Origin of the sequence: Proteus sp. fly-1089 (assembly GCF_040138965.1) — a bacterium.
GTDB lineage: Bacteria > Pseudomonadota > Gammaproteobacteria > Enterobacterales > Enterobacteriaceae > Proteus > Proteus vulgaris_B.
This window is the reverse complement of sequence record NZ_JBEETS010000003.1, coordinates 188630-210779: the sequence shown is the minus strand read 5'-3', so window position 1 is coordinate 210779 and position 22150 is coordinate 188630. Positions and strand designations below refer to the sequence as shown.

16 protein-coding genes are annotated in these 22150 nt (G+C 36.7%); 8 read left to right on the top strand and 8 right to left on the bottom strand.

Going from position 1 to position 22150, the window contains the following annotated elements; genetic code table 11:
- Positions 1 to 50: 50 nt before the first annotated feature.
- Both hpmA and ABN080_RS10125 read right to left on the bottom strand, forming a co-directional pair.
- The gene (gene hpmA / locus ABN080_RS10130; RefSeq protein WP_349440940.1) at positions 51 to 4784 is read right to left on the bottom strand and encodes a calcium-independent hemolysin HpmA; all 4734 of its coding nucleotides are present in this window, start codon (positions 4782 to 4784) and stop codon (positions 51 to 53) included.
- A gap of 33 nt (positions 4785 to 4817) precedes the next feature.
- Positions 4818 to 6503, bottom strand: coding sequence for a ShlB/FhaC/HecB family hemolysin secretion/activation protein (locus tag ABN080_RS10125; protein ID WP_340893510.1), 1686 nt, complete (start codon positions 6501 to 6503; stop codon positions 4818 to 4820).
- 827 nt (positions 6504 to 7330) lie between these two features.
- Here ABN080_RS10125 and tnaC point away from each other — a divergent pair.
- From tnaC to mutT, 4 genes are all read left to right on the top strand, one after another.
- Positions 7331 to 7435: a tryptophanase leader peptide gene (tnaC, locus tag ABN080_RS18240; protein WP_071788547.1), complete on the top strand. Its 105-nt coding sequence runs from the start codon at positions 7331 to 7333 to the stop codon at positions 7433 to 7435.
- A gap of 115 nt (positions 7436 to 7550) precedes the next feature.
- The gene (locus ABN080_RS10120) at positions 7551 to 8954 is read left to right on the top strand and encodes a tryptophanase (RefSeq protein ID WP_072069257.1); all 1404 of its coding nucleotides are present in this window, start codon (positions 7551 to 7553) and stop codon (positions 8952 to 8954) included.
- 72 nt (positions 8955 to 9026) lie between these two features.
- Positions 9027 to 10277 (top strand): aromatic amino acid transporter, encoded by a 1251-nt coding sequence (locus tag ABN080_RS10115; RefSeq protein ID WP_115350664.1) that lies wholly within the window; start codon positions 9027 to 9029, stop codon positions 10275 to 10277.
- Between the two features lie 106 nt (positions 10278 to 10383).
- Positions 10384 to 10776, top strand: coding sequence for an 8-oxo-dGTP diphosphatase MutT (gene mutT / locus ABN080_RS10110; protein WP_072069256.1), 393 nt, complete (start codon positions 10384 to 10386; stop codon positions 10774 to 10776).
- Between the two features lie 78 nt (positions 10777 to 10854).
- Here the strand turns inward: mutT and yacG are convergent, their stop codons facing one another.
- The 6 genes from yacG to ppdD form a co-directional block, all read right to left on the bottom strand.
- Positions 10855 to 11067 (bottom strand): DNA gyrase inhibitor YacG, encoded by a 213-nt coding sequence (yacG, locus tag ABN080_RS10105; RefSeq protein WP_196554017.1) that lies wholly within the window; start codon positions 11065 to 11067, stop codon positions 10855 to 10857.
- 54 nt (positions 11068 to 11121) lie between these two features.
- Positions 11122 to 11874, bottom strand: a complete 753-nt coding sequence (gene zapD, locus ABN080_RS10100; RefSeq protein ID WP_072069254.1) for a cell division protein ZapD — start codon at positions 11872 to 11874, stop codon at positions 11122 to 11124.
- Positions 11867 to 12490 (bottom strand): dephospho-CoA kinase, encoded by a 624-nt coding sequence (gene coaE, locus ABN080_RS10095; protein ID WP_196554018.1) that lies wholly within the window; start codon positions 12488 to 12490, stop codon positions 11867 to 11869. Before coaE ends, zapD begins: the two co-directional genes overlap by 8 nt.
- A 233-nt stretch (positions 12491 to 12723) precedes the next feature.
- Positions 12724 to 13923: a type II secretion system F family protein gene (locus tag ABN080_RS10090; protein WP_340893508.1), complete on the bottom strand. Its 1200-nt coding sequence runs from the start codon at positions 13921 to 13923 to the stop codon at positions 12724 to 12726.
- The gene (locus tag ABN080_RS10085) at positions 13920 to 15020 is read right to left on the bottom strand and encodes an ATPase, T2SS/T4P/T4SS family (protein WP_231619266.1); all 1101 of its coding nucleotides are present in this window, start codon (positions 15018 to 15020) and stop codon (positions 13920 to 13922) included. Before ABN080_RS10085 ends, ABN080_RS10090 begins: the two co-directional genes overlap by 4 nt.
- An 84-nt stretch (positions 15021 to 15104) precedes the next feature.
- On the bottom strand, positions 15105 to 15548 hold the full coding sequence (gene ppdD / locus ABN080_RS10080; protein ID WP_340893507.1) for a prepilin peptidase-dependent pilin: 444 nt from the start codon (positions 15546 to 15548) through the stop codon (positions 15105 to 15107).
- Positions 15549 to 15759: 211 nt separating this feature from the next.
- Here ppdD and ampD point away from each other — a divergent pair, with 211 nt between their 5' ends.
- The 4 genes from ampD to aceF all read left to right on the top strand — a co-directional run bounded on the left by ampD (position 15760) and on the right by aceF (position 22106).
- Positions 15760 to 16302: a 1,6-anhydro-N-acetylmuramyl-L-alanine amidase AmpD gene (gene ampD, locus ABN080_RS10075; protein WP_072069249.1), complete on the top strand. Its 543-nt coding sequence runs from the start codon at positions 15760 to 15762 to the stop codon at positions 16300 to 16302.
- A 325-nt stretch (positions 16303 to 16627) separates the two neighbouring features.
- The gene (gene pdhR / locus ABN080_RS10070) at positions 16628 to 17398 is read left to right on the top strand and encodes a pyruvate dehydrogenase complex transcriptional repressor PdhR (RefSeq protein WP_072069345.1); all 771 of its coding nucleotides are present in this window, start codon (positions 16628 to 16630) and stop codon (positions 17396 to 17398) included.
- Between the two features lie 163 nt (positions 17399 to 17561).
- Positions 17562 to 20228 carry a pyruvate dehydrogenase (acetyl-transferring), homodimeric type gene (gene aceE, locus ABN080_RS10065; protein ID WP_072069248.1) on the top strand — a complete coding sequence of 889 codons (2667 nt, stop codon included), beginning with the start codon at positions 17562 to 17564 and terminating at the stop codon, positions 20226 to 20228.
- Positions 20229 to 20240: 12 nt separating this feature from the next.
- The gene (gene aceF, locus ABN080_RS10060) at positions 20241 to 22106 is read left to right on the top strand and encodes a pyruvate dehydrogenase complex dihydrolipoyllysine-residue acetyltransferase (RefSeq protein WP_340893506.1); all 1866 of its coding nucleotides are present in this window, start codon (positions 20241 to 20243) and stop codon (positions 22104 to 22106) included.
- Positions 22107 to 22150: the final 44 nt, after the last annotated feature.

Sequence of the window (22150 nt, the reverse complement as noted above, 5' to 3'; positions counted from 1 at the left end):
GCGGGGTTGGTTTACAAAAGAATAGGCATTACTCTTTTATCAGGTATCTATTACTTTTCAGAAATAGATGATTTTGTGTTTACAGTCTCATTAACTTTAACGGGGGATTTTAATGATAAATCACCACCTGCAAGTTGTTTCACTAAATCAACAGCTGATGATTTCAGATCAAGATCTGCACCCGCTTCATAATGATGACCTTCAATATTATTTAATTGAACGTTGCTACCGCCTAAATCAACCTGTCCTTGCTCACTTTTCACTTCAGCACCTGTAAGTTTAGTTGTGCCACTTACATTTAATGAAATGTCATTTTTGCTTGTTAAGGTTGAAGTTTGGGCTACTGCATCATTATCAATATGAGAAACTTTGATATCGGCATTAGCGGTATGACCTTCCGCACCAGTAACGATATTTTTGATACCGTTACCTATTGTACCAACACCTTTATCAATTTTTTCTTTTGTCTCACCACTGATACCAGTTTTATCAGCAATAGTGGAAGAAAGAGAATTGTATTTATCAGAAATAACATCTGTTGCAGATTTAATTCCTGAATCAATAGTTTCTTTGATCGTATTTTCTAACAATGATCCACCTGCTTTTGCTGTTTTATCAACTTGGCTAGATTCAGGATCATTGTTGTGGTTGTAACCCACATTTACATCAACATTAACATGACGATCGCTATCTTTTTGGCTAGTCACTATAAAGTCACCACCAATATTGCCCGTTACATTATCTACAGAAACATTTGCACCAGAAAGAGCGAGATTTTTATCGCTATTTACAGTTAATGTGCCTGTTTCTACGGAGGCATTTTGGTGAGTAGATTTTTGTTGATCTTCAACGTTTACTAAAACTTTGCCACCAATATCATGGATTGAGGTGGCTGGATTTTCTTCAGTCACTTCTTTTGGCGTGGTATTGGTTTGTTTGCCATTTAAAGAAATATCAGTACCCCAATTGTTTTTGTAATCAGTTGATTGTGCTGATGTGAGTGTCGTATCTCCAGATTGAGACGTTAATTGTGTATCTTTACTATTAACTTTAGTACCTTGAAGATTAACTGAACTACCATTAACAGTTAAATTACCTTGGTTAGCGATTGTGCCACCTTCACGCGAGACGGTTTTTTCATCTTGCTTACCAATAGCAAATTCAGCGCCACCTAATCCATTGACAGAAGACGATTTTTCTTCCATTTTTTGGCCAAATCCTGCTTGTAATCCACCAGATAAGTTCTTACCTGTTTCAGTACGTTGAGATTCGGTAGCTTGGAAATCAACTTTGTTAGTTGCAGTCAGAGCAACATCATTTTCGCTGGTTAAATGAGTACCTTGTAAAGTCAGATTATGACCTGAATTTAACTCAATACCCTGAGAGCCATTTACTGAACCTGCTTTCGCTGTTGTCTGATCTTTTTGATGATTAGCACCACCTGCATTAAAGCCACCACCGTAATCTTTACTGTCTGGTGTTGTACCTACTTTCAGGTTTGCACTACCATTCACGTTATGTTGACTTTCAGAATGAGTATCTGTTGCTTGTGCAAACGTTAAATCACCGCCAGCATTAATAACAGTTTTGCCATCTTGAGCATCAAACTTAGTGCCTTCATAATGTGCATCTTCGCGTACATTAATATTGATATTGCCAGCAGAGTTAAACTGGCTACCATCAGCTTTCGTTGTGGTTAGGCTTGTGTCAGAGGTTTTACCTTCACCTTTAATCGCTACGGTAATGTCGTTGCCAGTTTTTGTGCTGACACCAACTTGACCTCCTCCCGTTGTTTCGTGGAAGGACTCTTGATGTTTATTTTGTGCCGCTTCACTGGTGTGAGTGTTAGCCGTTAGTGCAATATCACCTTGGGTAGATTGATAATGAGTTCCTTGATCATGTAACGTTTTATTGCTGTCAGTATTAATTTTACCCGCAGTAATTGATGTTGAAACCGCTTGGCTATCATTTTGTGATTTCTGACTACCACCACCTTTAATACCGACTTCAACACCGACATTAGGTGCTTCTAAGTTACTTAAGTTAGCAAGATTACCAATGGCATCTTTAAAGGTAATTTTTTTATCTAAGTCGGTATTATTACCGGGTTTAGCTGTATCAATGCCATCTTCAACCGCTTTTTTAATTGGTTGAGTAACACCACTGTAATCAAGATTAACACCCACATCGACACCGATATTTAAGGTATCTGTTTTAGATGTTGCACTGTCATTTACAGCAAGGTGATTGATATTTTCACCTGATTCTTTATACACACCGTCAACTTTGTGTGATGCGCCTTGATGCGTCACATCATTATTTGCAGTAATGGTTAAATCACCTGCAACTTGAGTTTCGCTACCTTTATTTTTAGTGATCTCAGTTGTTGTATGCTGTTTATCATATTGAAAATCAGCTTTACTACCGATTTTATCAACACCACCAGTGTAGCTAAAACCACCTGAAATGGTTCTATCTGTACTGTCTGTTTCTTTTTTGTTTTCTGTTGAAACAAAAGCAACATTGTCACCAGAAACAGTGGCATTACCCGCAGTTGTTTTTAAATCAGAGCCTGCAAAAGTGACATCTTTATCTGCTTGAACTTTAACACTGCCACCACTAATAGTAGATCCTACTTGTTCAGTTTCAGTGCTATTGTTTTTATTGGATGTATGAGTGATATGAAAACCTGCGCTATATTGCTTGTCTTCAACTTCTTTAGCATGACCGGTGATCTCTAATGATGTTTTTTCATCATTGATTTTTGTGATTTGCTGTGCAGATTTAACGTTGATGTCACCTAAAGACTCAATACCTAACTCATCGGCACTTTTAATTAAGCTACCAATTACATTAACATCTTTGCCACTGACCACAGTTAATTCTGCATCAGAAACTAATTCACTACCGGTTGAATGCTGTTGGTTAGTTTCATTCTTGTGGGAGTTTTTAGTGATGTTAAATGCAGTACCTGTACGTTCATCTGTTTTAGTGATGGTTTCGCTAATCGCATTATCAATAACAACATCACCTTGAGTCGTTTTAACAAAGGCACCTTGATTGCCCTTTACTTGACTACCTGTGACTTTGACACTGTTATCTGCTGCAAGTAACAGTTGTCCGTCAGCCGTTAATTGTGTTGAATGGCTGACTTCTTGTTTGTTGTTATTATTCTTATTATTACCACCGCCGATACCACCCCAAACAACATGATTGTCGGTTACTGTTTTATCATTGTTAGTCTTTTGAACATTAAGATTGATGTTCTCTTTAGCATTAACGACAACATTCTCATTAGAATGTAATTTTGTACCTTGAGCGGTAACTGAGCCTTCAGCATTTAAGCCTAGCGTTTTACCTGCGGTCAGTTCGCTGGCTTTTAAGGTTTCTGTTTGATGGCTATTGCTCCAACTACCTGTCTCTAGACGAGAAGTGTGGTTACGTTTATAACCATTTTCACTGCGATTTTCTTTTTCAACTAATCCATTGATATTAATATCTTTATTAGCATTAATTGCCAGAGTATTACCTGCATTAACTTTTGCACCTTCAAGAGTGACATCACCTTGAGTTGCTGTTAGTGTGGCATTGTTCTTAGCATCAATATGGCTACCAACTTGTTGTACCAATTCTTTTTCTTTAGTGACATCATACTGCCAAGAATAGAACCAGCGATTGTCGGTATCAGTCTCTTTTTGTTGTAGCTGTTTGCCATCAACAGTTAAATGAGCGCCTTGTAATAAAATATCATCACCCATTAAATCAGAGGCTTTGATTTGGTTTTTATTATCAGCAATTAATGTGATGTTTTTACCTTTTAACTCTGTTTTTGTCAGAGTTTGGCTTGAACCACTGTTATTAACTGCGATACCACCACGGTAATTTTGGTAGTTTTCACTGCCATCTTTGTCGAAATTATCGTAACGAACCTGACTATCCGTTTGAATATTATCAGCTTTTACGCTTAATTCATTATCAGAAACGAATTTACCTGTTAACTTAACACCACTTCCTTCTGCGGTATTAATAATACGAATACGACCAGATTGCATGCTTCCGAAGAAATAGCTATCTAGTGCAGAAGTTGGTTTTTGGGATGAAAGAATATCAAAACGTTGAGAGAAAGTATTTTGTCCTGTTAACGCTGAAATTTCAGCTGCAGTTATTTTTCCTTTACTATCAATACGTGGTGCAATTAAATCTAAAAGACCCGGAGCATATAAACCGTTTTTACCAATAGAAAGTAAATTGGTGTTATTAAGTGTGCTATATCCTTTTAACTCACCATTTTCAAATAGTGGATTACCCACGACTAAAGAAGAACGGCTTGTATTGATAAAACCACAACCATCACAAGTAATGCCATTTGGGTTAGATAAAACATATTCCGCAGCAATACCAAAAACTTCTTGCTGACCTAGTAAGAATGATGGGTTACGACTAACAACCTCATTTAAAATTAAAGAAGCGGCTTGCCCATTTAAATTACTGTTGGCATTTAATTGCCCAGCAAGTTGTGATTGCCCAGCTTCTAAGGCGTTGTTAAATACTGCACCAGGTTTGCCTACATTAAAATCTTGATATTGGTTGTGAGAAATACCTTCACTATTTGGTGTAACGATATTAATGACTTGAGTACCACCATTGACTGATGAAACATTCGGTCCTTGAGTGCCCGAATCAGGAACAATGCCGCCAGCATATGCATTTAATGATACGAAAATAATCGCTAAAGATGCAGCAAGCCTACCCGAAGGAGAGAGCTTGAAATTTTTTGAGTTCATAGAGTTTTCTCCGTTTATTGCTATGAGTGTGAATCAAAATAAATATGAAAATCTAACTAACACTTGAGTAGGGTCTTTGGTTTTATTGGAATTCGTTTGGTTGTAAAGCAAATGCCCCTTAGCGACTTCGATATCGAATTGTGCTTTTTGATATTGAAGATTTAAGCCTGAACTTAGTCCATAACCACTACGCCATCCTTCATAGTTGCCATGTTGTTGAACACGACCTGCATCTAGGCCAATTCGAGGGGTGATTGAAAAGGTATTTATTCGATAAGGATAAGAAAGGGTATTACGTAAATATCCTCCGTTATCACCAGAAAGTGTGCTTTGGTCAAAACCACGGATTGCATTTTTATCAGTTAAACTGAGCCATTCAACTCCGGGTAAGGTGTCAGGGCTGTATTGACCAATGAAAGCGCTATTGAATAAAAATGTAGGATCCGATAATGAAAAACGATGTTGCCAATTGGCAAAAAGCTTAACTTTTGTAAAGCGATAGTCATTACCACTCCCATTAGCAACATGAGGTGATCCGTCTGCACCAAACCAACCAATGGCTTTTTCTGCACTTAAATTCACACTCACAACGCCGTTGGAAATAATGTGTAAATGGTTGATGCCTAGCTCTACGGTAGTGAGTGCTGGGCTACTTAAATCTAAGCGGATTTGGCTGAAATAGTTACGTATTCGTTTATGTGTTACCTGCATGTTTAAGGTATCTATCTGTTTTTGACTACGATAAAAAGCGTAATCCCCCCTTAAACCTATTTGTGTGGTATTCCCGGATAAACGTACTGTACGTGTCTGTAATGATTGATGAAATTCGTACTCCGAATAGCTACCAAAAGTACTTAATGTCAATGCACCATAAGGTAAAGAATAGAGTAGGGTGTAAGCACGATTAAAACGTGTATTTGGGTTGTCTGTGGTGATGCTAGCATTTAAGCTGACAAAATCGGATAGTCCCAAGGGACTGTCTAAGCTTGCATTTGTTCGAACTAACCAGCGTCCTGAATTTTTTTGCCCATAGTTATCAGTTGAAATATTCAAGTGCCAAGGCGCTTGGCGCTGATTGGTGAGCTGAATAATTGAGCCACCTAATTGCCTACCCGGTAATATATCGAGTTTGACTTTATTGGATTGTAAACGGTTCGCTTGATCAAGCCCCTGATCAAGCTTTGACAGTTTTAACGGTTCTCCTTCAACATGAGGAAAAAGTAAAGCTGTGTTAACGCCTCGATCACCGCCCTGTATTTTTTCAATAAAGCCTTCAATAACATATAACCCAAGCTGTTGTTCTTCATTAGGTCGTAAAAATTGGATCCTAGCAGTGATATAGCCATGTTGAAGGTAGCGTTGAGTTAACTCTTTGACTAATCGGTTAACGTCAGCACTTTTTATACATTGCTCTGGTAATGGTGTTAATGAATCAAGATCTTTTTCATTGAGTAAGGTAATTCCTTGAACATAAACACCATTAATAGGCAAACAATGTTCTGATTCAGTAATAAATGTGGGGGTAGGTGAAACCTCTAATGCATTTTCTTGAAGTTGTTGATAGCGATTTTGTTCAATAAGTTGATTTATTTCACGTTGGCTATCTTGTAATGCGCGCCTCGATTCTCCCATCGAGCCTAAATAACCGGCGTCATTCGCTGTTAATCCACTGGTTGAAAATCCACTTAATAGTGTTAATAAAATAACTTTTTTTCTCATTTTACCTCAATATAAAGGTATTAATTCAAATATAAATAATATGACTTAAAAATAGTAAGATAATAATTAATGTTTTTATATTATCTTTAATTTAAAAATAATAAACACCACGCACTCTCAATATGAAAATAAATTTAAAATCGATGAAATAAAGATAAATTTTTATTTCTTCCAATATAAAATATCGACATAACTAATATGATTGATATCACCAAAAGAATTAATCAAACAAATGATTTAATTGAATGTTGTCTATGGTATTGATTTTCATGGTTATAATCTACCGTGTTATTTTTCTCTCTGTTTAACTTAACATCGATTTTTCTGTGTTAATTAATAAAATTTTATTTTTTCTTAAGAGATTATAAATAATGAGAGGATGTTCTAGTAAATGAAGAAATTTAAATTAACCACTTTTCATTTGTTATTTGTAAGTTTATTAATGTTGCATTATGAAATAAAAATTCCATGAATTATTATTTCATTTTAATGAATAAAATAGGATTTATAAAAGTAAATATATCATGTTTTTATTGTTAAATAATTAATCATGATTAAAAGTAAGGTTATTGGTATTTTATTTTAATATTATGAAAGTGTAATATGAATACATGTATTACAACTTAATGATGCCAATAAAAATTTAAACTATAAAAAATAGTTTATTAAAATTTGAAGTAAGTGATAGTGATCACGTTAATATATTATTTGTCATAAATAGTGTGATAAATATCCAAAATATACTATTGTTATATTACTAATCGTGTTTAACTGTTATATAAATTAGCATGTAAATTGTACTATTTCCTGACTATAAGGGTTAAAGTATGTTCTCATCATTTAATGTTTTGATAATATTAAGAGGTTTCTTCAGATTGAAGAAATGGTTTAATATTGATTCTGAACTCGCCTTCTTCTTTCCTGAAAAATAATCCTTTTTTATATCCATATAAAATAATTTAATACTCTTTTTCCGTTTAATTTAAATGGGAAGATTATTTTATTTATTCGTAAATTTATAATTTAATATATATTAAAGGTATTATCATGGCTAAAAGAATTGTAGAACCATTCCGCATTAAAATGGTAGAAAAAATCCGTGTTCCTTCAAGAGAAGAACGTGAAGCTGCATTAAAAGAAGCTGGTTATAACCCATTCTTATTACCAAGTCATGCCGTTTATATAGATTTATTAACAGACTCTGGTACTAACGCAATGAGTGATCATCAATGGGCTGCGATGATAACAGGTGATGAAGCTTATGCAGGTTCAAGAAACTATTATGATTTAAAAGACAAAGCCAAAGAGCTATTTAATTACGATTATATTATTCCTGCTCACCAAGGTCGTGGTGCTGAAAATATTCTTTTCCCAGTATTATTAAAATATAAACAAAAAGATGGAAAAGCGAAAAATCCTGTTTTCATTTCTAACTTCCATTTTGACACAACAGCAGCTCACGTCGAATTAAATGGCTGTAAAGCAATTAATATTGTTACTGAAAAAGCATTTGATTCAGAAACCTATGATGATTGGAAAGGCAATTTTGATATTGCTAAATTAAAAGAAAATATTGCTAAGCATGGTGCTGATAACGTTGTTGCGATTGTTTCAACTGTAACTTGTAATAGTGCTGGTGGTCAGCCTGTTTCAATGGATAATTTAAAAGAAGTTTATGAAATCGCCAAACAACACGGTATTTTTGTTGTGATGGATTCAGCTCGTTACTGTGAAAATGCGTATTTTATTAAACAGCGTGATCCGAAATATAAAAATGCCACAATTAAAGAAATTATTTTAGACATGTATAAATATGCTGATGCATTAACTATGTCAGCGAAGAAAGATCCATTGTTAAATATCGGTGGTTTAGTCTCTATTCGTGATAATGAAGAAGTCTTTACATTAGCGAGACAGCGTTGTGTACCGATGGAAGGTTTTGTCACCTATGGTGGTTTAGCGGGTCGTGATATGGCTGCTATGGTACAAGGTTTAGAAGAGGGTACAGAGGAAGAATATCTGCACTATCGTATTGGTCAGGTACAATACTTGGGTGATCGTCTACGTGAAGCAGGTATTCCAATTCAATATCCTACTGGCGGACATGCTGTTTTCGTTGACTGTAAAAAGCTAGTACCGCATATCCCTGGTGATCAATTCCCTGCTCAAGCGGTCATTAATGCCCTTTATTTAGAATCTGGTGTCCGTGCAGTTGAAATTGGCTCATTCTTATTGGGTCGTGACCCTGCAACAGGTGAACAAAAACATGCAGATATGGAGTTTATGCGTTTAACCATTGCTCGTCGTGTCTATACTAACGACCATATGGATTATATTGCTGATGCACTTATTGGCTTAAAAGAGAAGTTTGCAACGCTTAAAGGTCTTGAGTTCGAATATGAACCACCTGTATTAAGACACTTTACTGCTAGATTAAAACCTATCAAATAAATAATACTCCACAATAATAATGGCTCTCGTGCAATGCGAGAGCCCTATCCTTATTTCTGTAAGGACTAAAAAATGGAAAATAAGTCGGTAAATAAAGAACCCTCAATTATTGTAGGGGGATTTGTGTTGGGCGGCGCTATGATCGGTGCGGGAATGTTTAGCCTCCCAACAATAATGTCTGGCGCTTGGTTTATTAACTCACTCTTTATATTGTTTATTGTTTGTTTTTTTATGTTTCACTCAGGAATATATATTCTTGAATGTATTTCAAAATATGGGGCGGGAACAAACTACTTTCATATATCAAAAGAGTTATTGCCAAAATGGGCCTGTTATCTTGCTAATGCATCTTTAATATTTGTATTATATATATTAATTTATGCTTATATTTCTGCTGCGGGTTCGATTATTTATGAGGCGTCATCATTATATGGCATTAATCTAAACTTGAGAGCAATATTTTTTGTATTTACTATCGTGCTTGGAGCAACAATATGGTGGGGGGGGGCTTGTGCGAGTCGCTTAACTTCCATTTTCTTATTCATTAAAATTGTTCTATTTGTATTGGCTTTTTCTGGATTGTTTTTTAAAGCAAGTGGCGATTTATTATTTAGCGCAACTTTTGAAGGGAAAAGCCAGTTATATCTTTATCCATTTATATTTATCATTATTCCTTATGCGATAACTTCATTTGGTTATCATGGAAATGTTTGTAGTCTTTATAAGCTTTATCATGAAAATGAAAGAAAGGTTGTTAAGAGTTGTGTGATTGGTTGTGTTTTAGCGCTAGTTATTTATTTACTTTGGATGATTGGTACTATGGGGAATCTACCCCGTGAACAATTTATTACCATTATTCAAAAAGGCGGTAACTTAGATGCCTTTATTGATTCGTTATATACCGTCTTGAATAGTAAATATATTGAAGGTTTTTTATTATGGTTCTCAATTAGTGCCGTATTCTGTTCATTCTTAGGGGTAGCGATTGGTTTGTTTGACTATATTTTAGCATCACTAAAATTTGAAGATAACAAAACCGGACGCTTAAAGTCGGGTGTTTTATGTTTCACACCACCTTTATTGCTCTGTTTGCTTTTCCCTAATGGTTTTTTAATTGCAATTGCGTATGCAGGTACGGCAGCTTGTGTCTGGGCAATTATTTGTCCTGCAGTTATGGCACTGAAAGCGCGAGAAAAATTTCCCAACTCAGGTTTTAAAGTGTGGGGCGGTAAAGGGTTAATTTATTCTGTTATCGCTTTTGGTGCTGTAGGCATTATTTGCCAAACATTAGCACAGCTTGGTTTCTTGCCTATTTATCGTTAATTAATCGATATAATCAAGGAAAGAAAACCAGAGTAGCGCCATTGGATATACGTTATAATAACGTTAAGTTGTTATAATAACTGGACTATTCAATAGGTTGTCTATAATGGATAAAAAAAAGCTACATATTGCTGCGGGTATTATTTGTGATCAAAACAATAATGTCTTTATCACCCAACGCCCCCTAAAATCACATATGGGGGGATTTTGGGAATTTCCGGGAGGGAAATTAGAAGATGAAGAAACTCCTGAGCAGGCATTAGTGCGTGAGTTACAAGAGGAAATTGGTATTGATGTAACCCAGTGCTCGCTTTTTGAAACGGTAGAGCATGATTTTCCAGATAGACATATTACATTATCTTTTTTCTTAGTAACTCAATGGGATAATGAGCCATACGGTAAAGAAGGGCAAGATTCAAAATGGACTTCTATCGCATCATTAAATGCTGATGATTTTCCACCGGCTAACCGCACAATTGTGGCATTGTTACAAAAATAAAAGTAGATAAACGAATATAGTAATAAATAAAATAGCCACTCCAATGAGTGGCTATTTTTTATGTTCTTAATCGGAATATTAAAAATCTTTAATCTCAGGTTGTGGAGATTCACTCCAGTCGTCACTGTCATTAATATCGCTTTGGCTTGGAATACGTTTTGATTCGTCAGCCCATTCACCTAAATCAATAAGTTGGCAACGTTTGCTACAAAAAGGGCGATAAGGGCTACTTTCATTCCAAATAACTTCTGTTTGGCAGGTTGGACATTTCACAATTAATTCTTCGCTCATTATCTCTCCTAGATTTCATTGGCGCGATAGGTGTTCATGGTGATCAACACAATGTTAGCAACAAGCAATCTCAAAGGGTAGTTCTAGCGGTATTGTTCCATTTTCACTATCAAGTGGTAAGAATCGGATCGCGTAACGATTTTTATGGCCAGATACTTGAGGGTAGATCTGGTGGTCAATGGCGATTTTAAGACGTAGTAGTTCACCTTCTTCAGCACTATCTTGGTAAAAACCACGATGACTTAACGCGGGTTTAAAAGTATCTGATTGGCGAATAAGCGTTAGTAAGCTATTCAATGCATTTTGTAATGGTAACAAGCCTGTCATCCAGTTTTGTAATCTTTCATCACGGATGGTTTGAGGCAAACTTAACCATAAATGCAATGCAGGTACATCAAAATTACAGCATCCTCCTGGGATACTTAGGCGCTGTTTGACTAAACTTATTACTTTATCTTGTTTTAAATGCTGCCCAATTCGCGGAGCTTGACTTAATACCGATGCATTTTCGGCTAGTTCATTAATAATTTGTGTGACAATTTCTTTATCAACATTAGGGAATGATAGCCATTGTTGTAATTTTTTTTGTCTTTTTTCTAATTCTTTGAGTAATTCAGCACGAATTTCACCACGATCAAGCACTTCAATAAATTCTGATATCGCGCGGAAAAAAGAGAGTGCTGTGGGTAACGAATCGATTGTACGAAAACTATTAATTTGAATTAATGAGTTTTCAATTCTAAGCCATGAACGCATTTTTTCATTTAGGGGATGTTCGAAGATGATAGTTGTGATGTCATCACTCATGGCTGTTGTCCTGTAACGCTTGTTGAGCTAATTCTAAGTAATGCTGATGGAGTTGCTTAACTTTGCCAATTATATTTTGGCTATTATCGTGATTTTCAATAATATCATCAGCGGCGGCTAATCGTTCTTGTCTTTGAGCTTGTGCCTTTAAAATATTGAGCACTTGTTCTCGGCTTACGCCATCTCGTTTCATTGTTCTTGCTATTTGTTCTTCTTGTGTAACATCAACGACAAGAACACGAGAGGCTAAGTGAGTTAATTTATTTTCAATTAATAAAGGAACAACCCAAATAAAATAAGGGGTTTTAATTTGTTGTATTTGTCTTTGAGTCTCTTGCTGTATCAGGGGGTGAAGAAGATTATTGACCCAGTTTTTTTCTTCATCATGTTGAAAAATAATCTGGCGTAGCTGAGCTCGGTTTAATGAACCATCAGGCAATAAAATGCTGTCACCAAAATGTTGATGTAACGCATTTAGCCCAAAGGAATGAGGTTCTACCACTAATCGAGCAATAACATCAGCATCAACAAGAGGTACACCTAATGAGGCAAAAGCATTAGCAATAGTGGTTTTACCACTACCTATTCCGCCTGTAAGAGCAACCGTATAAGCCATTGTGTTTATCTATTTTTAATGAATTAAAATTTGCTATTAGTTTGGATATTCTAAAGCCTAATTTTGTTTTTATCACAAGATAATAACCGCAATATTTAGGTTTTATTCGGTTATTATGATAGGTGATTTTCTGCTACCCTAACATCCTACCTCATAATCAGTAATAGAATTATCATCAATCAATTACTTAGCGAGAAAGATCACAATAGCATATTACTCATAAAATTTGTGATTCATTGTATAGTATCACCTAACTGTAATATAGGAAGATACATAGCCATAATTAATGTACCAATAATCGATGCAATTATCGCCATTAACAGCGGCTCTAACCATGTACTGATAGTATTTAATTGTTCTTCAAGCTGATGATAAAACCAATCACTTAATTGCTGACAAAAATAGAGTAACTGTCCTGAATTTTCTGCACAAATGATAAATTGATAGCAAATAGGAGGAAAGTAAGACGCATTTTTCATAAATAAACTTAATGATTTTCCTTGTGTAATGTGTTCACTCATTTGTAATAGCTGACGTTTATAAATAGGATGTGTAAGTTGTTCTATAATAATCGTTAAGCCTTGTAATAATGGTAATCCAGCTTGTTGTGTAATACTTATTATTTGAAAAATAAGATAGAGTTGATGGTATTTTAATAGCGTGCCGAAATAAGGTAGATGAAGAAAAATAGTTTGTTCATAATAATAAAAGAACGGCGAATAATGGCGAATAAAATGATAAAGCAATATTAGCCCAATGAAGAAAAAAAGTATTATAAAAATATAGTTAGAAAACCATTGGGAGAAAGCAATTAATGCTAAAGTTAAATCAGGAAGCTCGGTATTAAAGGCACTGTATAAGGATTGATATTCAGGTAAAACGTATAACAACATAATACTGGTAATAGAAAATAGAATAGCCAATAAAAAAAGTGGGTATTTAAAAGATTTTTTAATCTTATTAACTATTTCTTGTTGTTTTTTTAATTGTGTTATTTGAAGTGTTATGACTTCATTTAATTTTCCGCTTTCTTCACCAATAAAAATAAAGCGCACTAATGAAAGTGGAAAATAAACGGGATAACGGCTTAACTGTTTTGATAATGTGCCACCTTGCATTAAGTTAAAAATAATATCATCTAATACACATTGCCAATGAGTATAACGACATTCATTTTTTAATAACGTTAAAGCAGGTAAAAGAGCTAAACCTGAGTGAAGTAATAATGCGAGTTGTTCAAGTAATTGAATACGATATTTTTTATCACTTTCTTGAAATATCATGATTTTGTATAAACGTATTTTTATGGGGATTTTTTGTTGCTGTGTTAATTTAATAAAGACATCATTATTTGATGATGCGAGAATGTTTCCTGAACACCATTCGCCTTGATAACTTAGTGCAACGTAACGATAAACTTGCTGTAATCTCATTCAATATCTCCCAGCGTTTGATAAACCTCTTCAAGTGTTGTTATTCCTTGTTTAATTAATAAAATACCTGAATGGAGTAAATTATAGGGAGATGCATGTGCTTGTTTTGTTGGTTCAAAACAGTCATAGATTGCCGTTCTTCCTTTATAACCGGAACTACATTGTTGGCAACCTATTGCTTGCCAGTTCGGCAATTCAATGATTTCTTCATTAATATTAATCTGTTTTTTATTGGGTAAGCAGGTTTTACAATGCGAGCATAAACAGCGCACTAATCGCTGTGAAATAATTAAGCTAATACAAGAGTGAATAAGATCTTTTGCAATACCTAAATTGTGTAGGCGCATTAAGGTGGTATTTGTGGAATTAGTGTGCAATGTGGATAAAACAAGATGTCCTGTTTGTGCTGTTTTCATTGCCATTTCAGCAGTGGAGGGATCTCGAATTTCACCCACCATTATAATATCAGGGTCTTGACGTAATAATGCGCGTAGTATTGTAGTAAATGTGATCCCTGCTTTTTCACAAATCTGAATTTGATTAATACCCTCTAATGGTAATTCAATGGGATCTTCAACACTATTTATATTACGGTTATCTTTATTTAAATAATGTAAGCAACTATATAAAGTTAGTGTTTTTCCACTACCTGTTGGGCCTGTGACTAAAATCATACCTTGAGGTAAAGTTAAATATTTTTTTAATAGTGTTAAATGAGATGGCTGAAATCCTAAATAGTTTAAATCTGGTTGTTGGAGGTTATTGATAAGGCGTAAAACGATTTTTTCACCATAAAGAGTGGGAAGTGTCGCTATTCTTATTGAATAATTTTTCTCATTATAAGACCAAGTAAATTGTCCATCCTGAGGTAATCGTTTTTCTGTAATATTTAAATTAGCCAATATTTTTAAACGTGTCACTATTTCTTCTGAGAATTCATTCGGAGGTGGAGAAAATAAATATAAATGGTTATCTATTCTGGCTCTAATTCTAAAGTTGAATTGTTGAGGTTCAATATGTAAATCAGAAACACGCATTAAAATGCTATGGCGTAATAGATGTTCAATAAATTCTGTTGCTGAGTGTGTAATATCCATTATTCACCTTTTTATATTTGTTTTATTTGTGTTGTTTTAATATAGGAACATTCAATACGAATGTTCCTCAATATCCATAATGCATTAATATGATTTGAATATTTCAGTACATTGCTTTTGTAACGTAGTATTAGTGGCAGAGCATTGTGTCCTCCATATAGGAAGATAATCACCCGCACTTTTTTCTAAAGACATGACAATGGTTAGGCCTTCAAGTTGTGCTTTCCCAGTTGCATTAATGACACCATTTAATACAGATACTTCAGAAAGGTATCGACTGCGAAATTGTGGGGGCATAAATGTTGAGTCGGAATCGCAATGGTGAAGTTCATTTTCATAACGACATAATTCAACAGCTGAACGATAAGGGGAGAGCGTTTGCAAAATATCGGTTAAAGCCGCTTTTTGGATATAGCCTTGATAAGCAGGAATAGCGACGGAGCTTAAAATAGAAATAATGGCTATGACAATCATAAGTTCCATAAGGGTAAAGCCATTTTCGGATGAGTGATAATTAAGTGCGTTCATCTAGCGTCCTCCTTGATTAATAGACACTAGAAGTATGAAAAAAAAGGACTTTATTGGCGAATAGATAAAATAAAATTTGAGTAAAATATCGAAAAGAAAACAGAGCTATACAAATTTAACCTTTATTATTGAGAGAAAGTTCGCATTTATTGATGAATATGAGTTAATAAAATTATTGATAATAGCTAAAACACAGTAGAAGAGGGTTGATGTGGAAATTAAACAAGGTTGGCTTATTGATGCAAGAAAAGTACCTTCACCAAACCATGATAAAAGGCCTGAAGGAGAAGTCCCCTCTTTACTGATTGTTCATAATATCAGTTTGCCACCAGGTCAATTTGGTGGGCCTTATATTGATAGGTTATTTACCAATACATTATCAGAGCAAGATCATCCTTTTTTTAGTGAAATAATCGGGTTAAGAGTATCTGCTCATTGCCTTATTCGGCGTGATGGTGAAATTGTGCAATATGTGCCTTTTACAGATAGAGCATGGCATGCGGGTGTTTCTTTATATAAAGGCAGAGAAAAGTGCAATGATTTCTCTATTGGTATAGAGCTTGAGGGTACTGATAATTGTAATTTTACACTAAACCAATATCAGCAATTAGCCAAGATAACTCAATCACTTATTACGCTTTATCCTGCCATTAAAGAGAACATAACAGGGCATAGTGATGTTGCACCAAATCGAAAAACAGATCCAGGGCCTCACTTTGATTGGGACTATTTTCATAGTTTGTTAACGAAATAACAAGATCAATTGAATTAAAACGCAATCAAGATAAGTATTTATTCATTTTGTTATTGCTGTCACGCTTCAGTTTGACTGTTTATGTGTTTAAAAAACGTTAAAAAATTTATTTTTAACGTTTCAGCATAATGCGATCTAGTTATCACTTTTGATGAATTTTTAAAATAATTTGTTAAAATTTGCAGGTTTTTATGATTTCGCTCAACAACTGTATGGACAGTTAGTGAATACTTTGTTACTTTATTATCCGTTATATTAAATTGGTATTACCAATTGACAACTCAATCACAAAGGTAATAGTTATCCAATAATGGCTTCCAGCAATATGGCTTATACAAAAATTCGTCAACCTAAGCTTTCTGATGTCATTGAGCAACAGCTTGAGCATCTGATTTTAGAAGGCACTCTACGTCCAGGAGAGAAACTCTTACCTGAGCGTGAGCTGGCGAAGCAATTTGATGTATCTCGCCCTTCATTGCGTGAAGCTATCCAAAAATTAGAAGCTAAAGGTTTTTTACTTCGTCGCCAAGGTGGTGGAACATTTGTTCAGCATAATCTCTGGCAAAGTTTTAGTGATCCTTTAGCTCAACTGCTTAGCGGACATCCCGAATCTCAATTTGATCTCTTAGAAACGCGCCATGCCCTTGAAGGCATTGCTGCTTATTATGCAGCGTTACGCGGTACTGATGAAGATCTTGCTCGTATCAAAGCAAGCCATGATTGTATTTTGAAGGCCCATGAAAAGGGTGATTTGGTCGCTGAGTCTGAAGCTGTATTGCAATATCAATTAATTGTCACGGAAGCTGCTCATAATGTTGTTCTATTACATTTATTAAGATGCATGGTACCTATGCTTGAGCAGAATATCCGCCAGAATTTTGAGTTTCTTTACACTCGTAAAGAGATGTTAACTGCCGTAAGTGAGCATCGTAGTCAGATTTATCAGGCTATTATTAATAGAGAGCCAGAGGTAGCGCGTGAAGCTTCACATCGCCACTTAGCCTTTATTGAAGATGTTTTGTTGGATATGAGTCGTGAACATACTCGCCGTGAGCGCTCTTTGCGCCGGCTCCAACAACACCCTGATTTATTTTAGTAGCACAGATCCTGACCGCTGAGTCTGTACTACCTATCTCCCTGTGATTTTCAGGGATAGCGGTAATAACAGCAGGGTCTATCTTCCCGTCATATCAAATGGGTATAACGGGAAGATAGACTCCCATAACCATTAAAAACAGATAACAGATAAGGAATACACCATGTCAGATATGCTGAAAAATGACGTGGATCCGATCGAAACTCGCGACTGGTTACAAGCGATCGACTCGGTCATCCGTGAAGAAGGTGTTGAGCGTGCACAGTTCCTGATTGATCAGGTATTAAAACAAGCGCGTAATGGCGGTCTTAATATTGCTTTAGGCGGCTCTGTACACAGTGATTATATCAATACCATTCCTGCTGAAGATGAACCCGCTTACCCTGGCAATCTGGAATTAGAGCGTCGTATTCGTTCTGCTATTCGCTGGAACGCAGTAATGATGGTTCTGCGTGCATCCAAAAAAGATTTGGAACTCGGCGGACACATGGCGTCATTCCAATCTTCTGCAACGTTATATGAAGTGTGTTTTAACCACTTCTTCCGTGCTCAAAATGAAACTGATGGCGGCGATTTAGTTTACTTCCAAGGACATATCTCCCCAGGTATCTATGCTCGCGCATTCTTAGAAGGTCGTTTAACAGAAGAACAATTAAATAATTTCCGTCAAGAAATTGGTGGTAAAGGTTTATCTTCTTATCCTCACCCTAAATTAATGCCTGAATTCTGGCAGTTCCCAACTGTTTCTATGGGTCTGGGGCCTCTATCTGCAATTTATCAAGCTAAATTCCTGAAATATTTAAATCACCGTGGCTTAAAAGATACGACTAAACAAACTGTTTATGCGTTCTTAGGCGATGGCGAAATGGACGAACCAGAATCTAAAGGTGCAATCACCATCGCAGTTCGCGAAAAATTAGATAACCTGTGCTTCGTTGTTAACTGTAACTTACAACGTCTTGATGGCCCAGTTACAGGTAACGGCAAAATTGTTAACGAATTAGAAGGTATCTTTGCAGGTGCTGGCTGGAACGTTATCAAAGTAATGTGGGGCGATCGTTGGGATGAGCTTCTGCGTAAAGACACCTCTGGCAAACTCATTCAATTAATGAATGAAACTCTGGATGGTGATTACCAGACATTTAAATCTCGTGATGGCGCTTATGTTCGTGAGCACTTCTTCAATCGTTACCCAGAAACTGCTGCATTAGTTAAAGATATGACTGATGATGAAATCTGGGCATTAAACCGTGGTGGTCACGATCCGAAGAAAGTTTTTGCTGCATTCCAAAAAGCAAAAGACACTCAAAACAAACCAACTGTTATTTTAGCTCAAACCATTAAAGGCTATGGTATGGGTGAAACAGCAGAAGGTAAAAATATTGCTCACCAAGTTAAAAAAATGAATATGGATGGCGTTCACCATTTCCGTGATCGTTTCAATATTCCAGTTGCTGATGAGCAAATTAAAGACCTTCCTTATATTACTTTTGACAAAGAGTCAGAAGAATATAAATACCTGCACGCACGTCGTCAGGATTTAGGTGGTTACCTGCCAGCACGTCGTCCTCGTTTTGAAGAAAAACTGGATATTCCAACACTGGAAGATTTTAGCCAATTACTGGAAGAACAATCTAAAGAGATTTCTACAACTATCGCATTCGTTCGTGCACTGAATGTAATGTTGAAAAACAAATCTATCAAAGATCGTTTAGTTCCAATTATTGCTGACGAAGCACGTACTTTCGGTATGGAAGGTCTGTTCCGTCAAATCGGTATTTACAGCCCGAATGGCCAGCAATATACGCCTCAAGATCGTGAGCAAGTTGCTTACTATAAAGAAGACGTTAAAGGTCAAATTCTGCAAGAAGGTATCAATGAACTGGGTGCTGGCGCATCTTGGTTAGCAGCTGCAACATCTTACAGCACTAACAATTTGCCAATGATCCCATTCTATATCTACTACTCAATGTTTGGTTTCCAACGTATTGGCGACCTATGCTGGGCAGCCGGTGACCAACAAGCTCGTGGTTTCTTAGTGGGTGGTACTTCAGGCCGTACAACACTTAATGGTGAAGGTCTACAACACGAAGATGGTCATAGCCATATTCAATCGCTGACTATCCCTAATTGTATCTCTTATGATCCAGCCTTCGCTTATGAAGTTGCTGTTATCATGCAAGACGGTTTAGAACGTATGTATGGTGATAAACAAGAAAACGTTTATTACTACATCACTACACTCAACGAAAACTACCATATGCCAGCAATGCCAGCCGGTGTTGAAGAAGGTATCCGTAAAGGTATCTACAAACTGGAATCACTGGAAGGTGCGAAAGGTAAAGTTCAATTACTGGGTTCAGGTTCTATTCTGCGTCATGTACGTGAAGCAGCACAAATCCTGTCTACTGAATACGGTATTGGTTCTGATGTTTATAGCGTAACTTCATTCACTGAACTGGCTCGTGATGGTCAAGATTGTGAGCGTTGGAACATGCTACACCCATCTGAAGCACCGCGTGTACCTTACATCGCTCAGATTATGAATGATGCACCAGCTGTAGCCTCTACTGACTATATGAAGTTGTTCGCTGAACAAGTTCGTACTTATGTACCAGCAGATGATTACCGCGTATTAGGTACAGATGGTTTCGGTCGTTCTGATAGCCGTGAAAACCTGCGTCACCACTTCGAAGTTGACACTTCTTATGTGATTGTTGCTGCATTAGGTGAATTAGCTAAACGTGGTGAGATTGATGTGAAGATTGTTGAAGAAGCAATCAATAAATACAACATCAACCCTGAAAAAGTAAACCCACGTCTGGCGTAAGAGGTAAAGTGAATGTCTATTGAAATTAAAGTCCCAGATATCGGTGCTGATGAAGTTGAAGTCACCGAAGTGATGGTGAAAGTGGGCGACCGTATTGAGGAAGAACAATCCTTAATTACTGTAGAAGGCGACAAAGCCTCTATGGAAGTCCCATCACCACAAGCGGGTGTAGTGAAAGAGATCAAAATTGCTGTGGGCGACAAAGTCCAAACAGGTTCTCTTATCATGATTTTTGAAGCAGAAGGTGCCGCGCAAGCTGCACCAGCTCAAGCAGCAGCTCCTGCACCAGCAGTAGCGCCTGCAACTGCAGAATTAAAAGAAGTTCATGTACCTGATATCGGCGGTGATGAAGTTGAAGTTACCGAAGTGATGGTGAAAGTGGGCGATAGCATTGCTGAAGAACAATCACTGATCACTGTAGAAGGCGATAAAGCTTCTATGGAAGTTCCAGCTCCATTTGCGGGCGTAGTAAAAGAAATCAAAATCGCAACTGGTGATAAAGTGAGCACAGGCTCTCTTATCATGGTATTTGAAGTTGCAGGTAGTGCACCTGTTGCTCAAGCGGCTCCAGCTCCAGCAGCATCTGCACCAGCAACATCTGCTGTGAAAGAAGTGAATGTTCCTGATATCGGTGGTGACGAAGTTGAAGTTACTGAAGTAATGGTTAAAGTAGGTGATTCCATTTCTGAAGAACAATCACTTATCACCGTTGAAGGTGACAAAGCTTCTATGGAAGTTCCAGCACCATTTGCAGGTGTGGTTAAAGAGATCAAAATTGCAGTGGGCGACAAAGTGAAAACTGGCTCACTGATCATGACGTTTGAAGTTGCCGGTGCAGCACCTGTTGCTCAAGCACCAGCTCCAGCAACAGACGCGCCAGCAAGTTCTGCACCAGCAGCACCTGCAAAAGCACAAGCAACTGCACCAGTAGCAAAAGAAGAATTCGTTGAAAATGATGCTTACGTTCATGCAACACCTGTTATTCGTCGCTTAGCGCGTGAATTTGGTGTGAATTTAGCGAAAGTGAAAGGTACTGGTCGTAAAGGCCGTATCTTACGTGAAGACGTTCAGTCTTACGTGAAAGAGTTAATTAAACGTGCTGAATCAGCGCCAGCGAATGCAGGTGGTGGATTACCAGGCATGTTACCTTGGCCAAAAGTTGACTTCAGCAAGTTTGGTGAAATTGAAGAAGTTGAATTAAGCCGTATCCAGAAAATCTCTGGTGCTAACTTAAGCCGTAACTGGGTGATGATCCCTCACGTAAATCTGTTCGATGAAGCAGATATCACTGAGGTTGAAGAATTCCGTAAACAGCAAAATAAAGAAGCAGAGAAGAAAAAACTGGATGTTAAGATCACTCCGTTAGTCTTCGTGATGAAAGCTGCTGCAAAAGCACTGGCAGATATGCCACGCTTTAACAGTTCTATCTCTGAAGATGGACAGAAACTGATCCTGAAAAAATACATCAATATTGGTATTGCTGTAGATACACCTAACGGTTTAGTTGTTCCTGTTTTCAAAGATGTTAACAAAAAAGGCATTATTGAACTGTCTTATGAGTTAGCTGAAGTTTCTAAGAAGGCACGTGCAGGTAAATTGACCGCTGCGGATATGCAAGGTGGATGTTTCACAATTTCTAGCCTTGGTGGTATCGGTACTACCGGTTTTGCACCAATCGTTAACGCACCAGAAGTTGCGATTATGGGACTTTCCCGTTCTTCTATGAAACCTGTATGGAATGGTAAAGAGTTCGTACCACGCTTGATTCTACCAATGTCATTATCTTTCGATCACCGCGTGATCGATGGTGCTGACGGTGCTCGATTCATCACTCTGATTAATCAGTACATGAGCGATTTACGTCGTTTGGTAATGTAATTATTTAAACCGGTGCTTAGCGCCGGTTTCTCTGATTACGATGA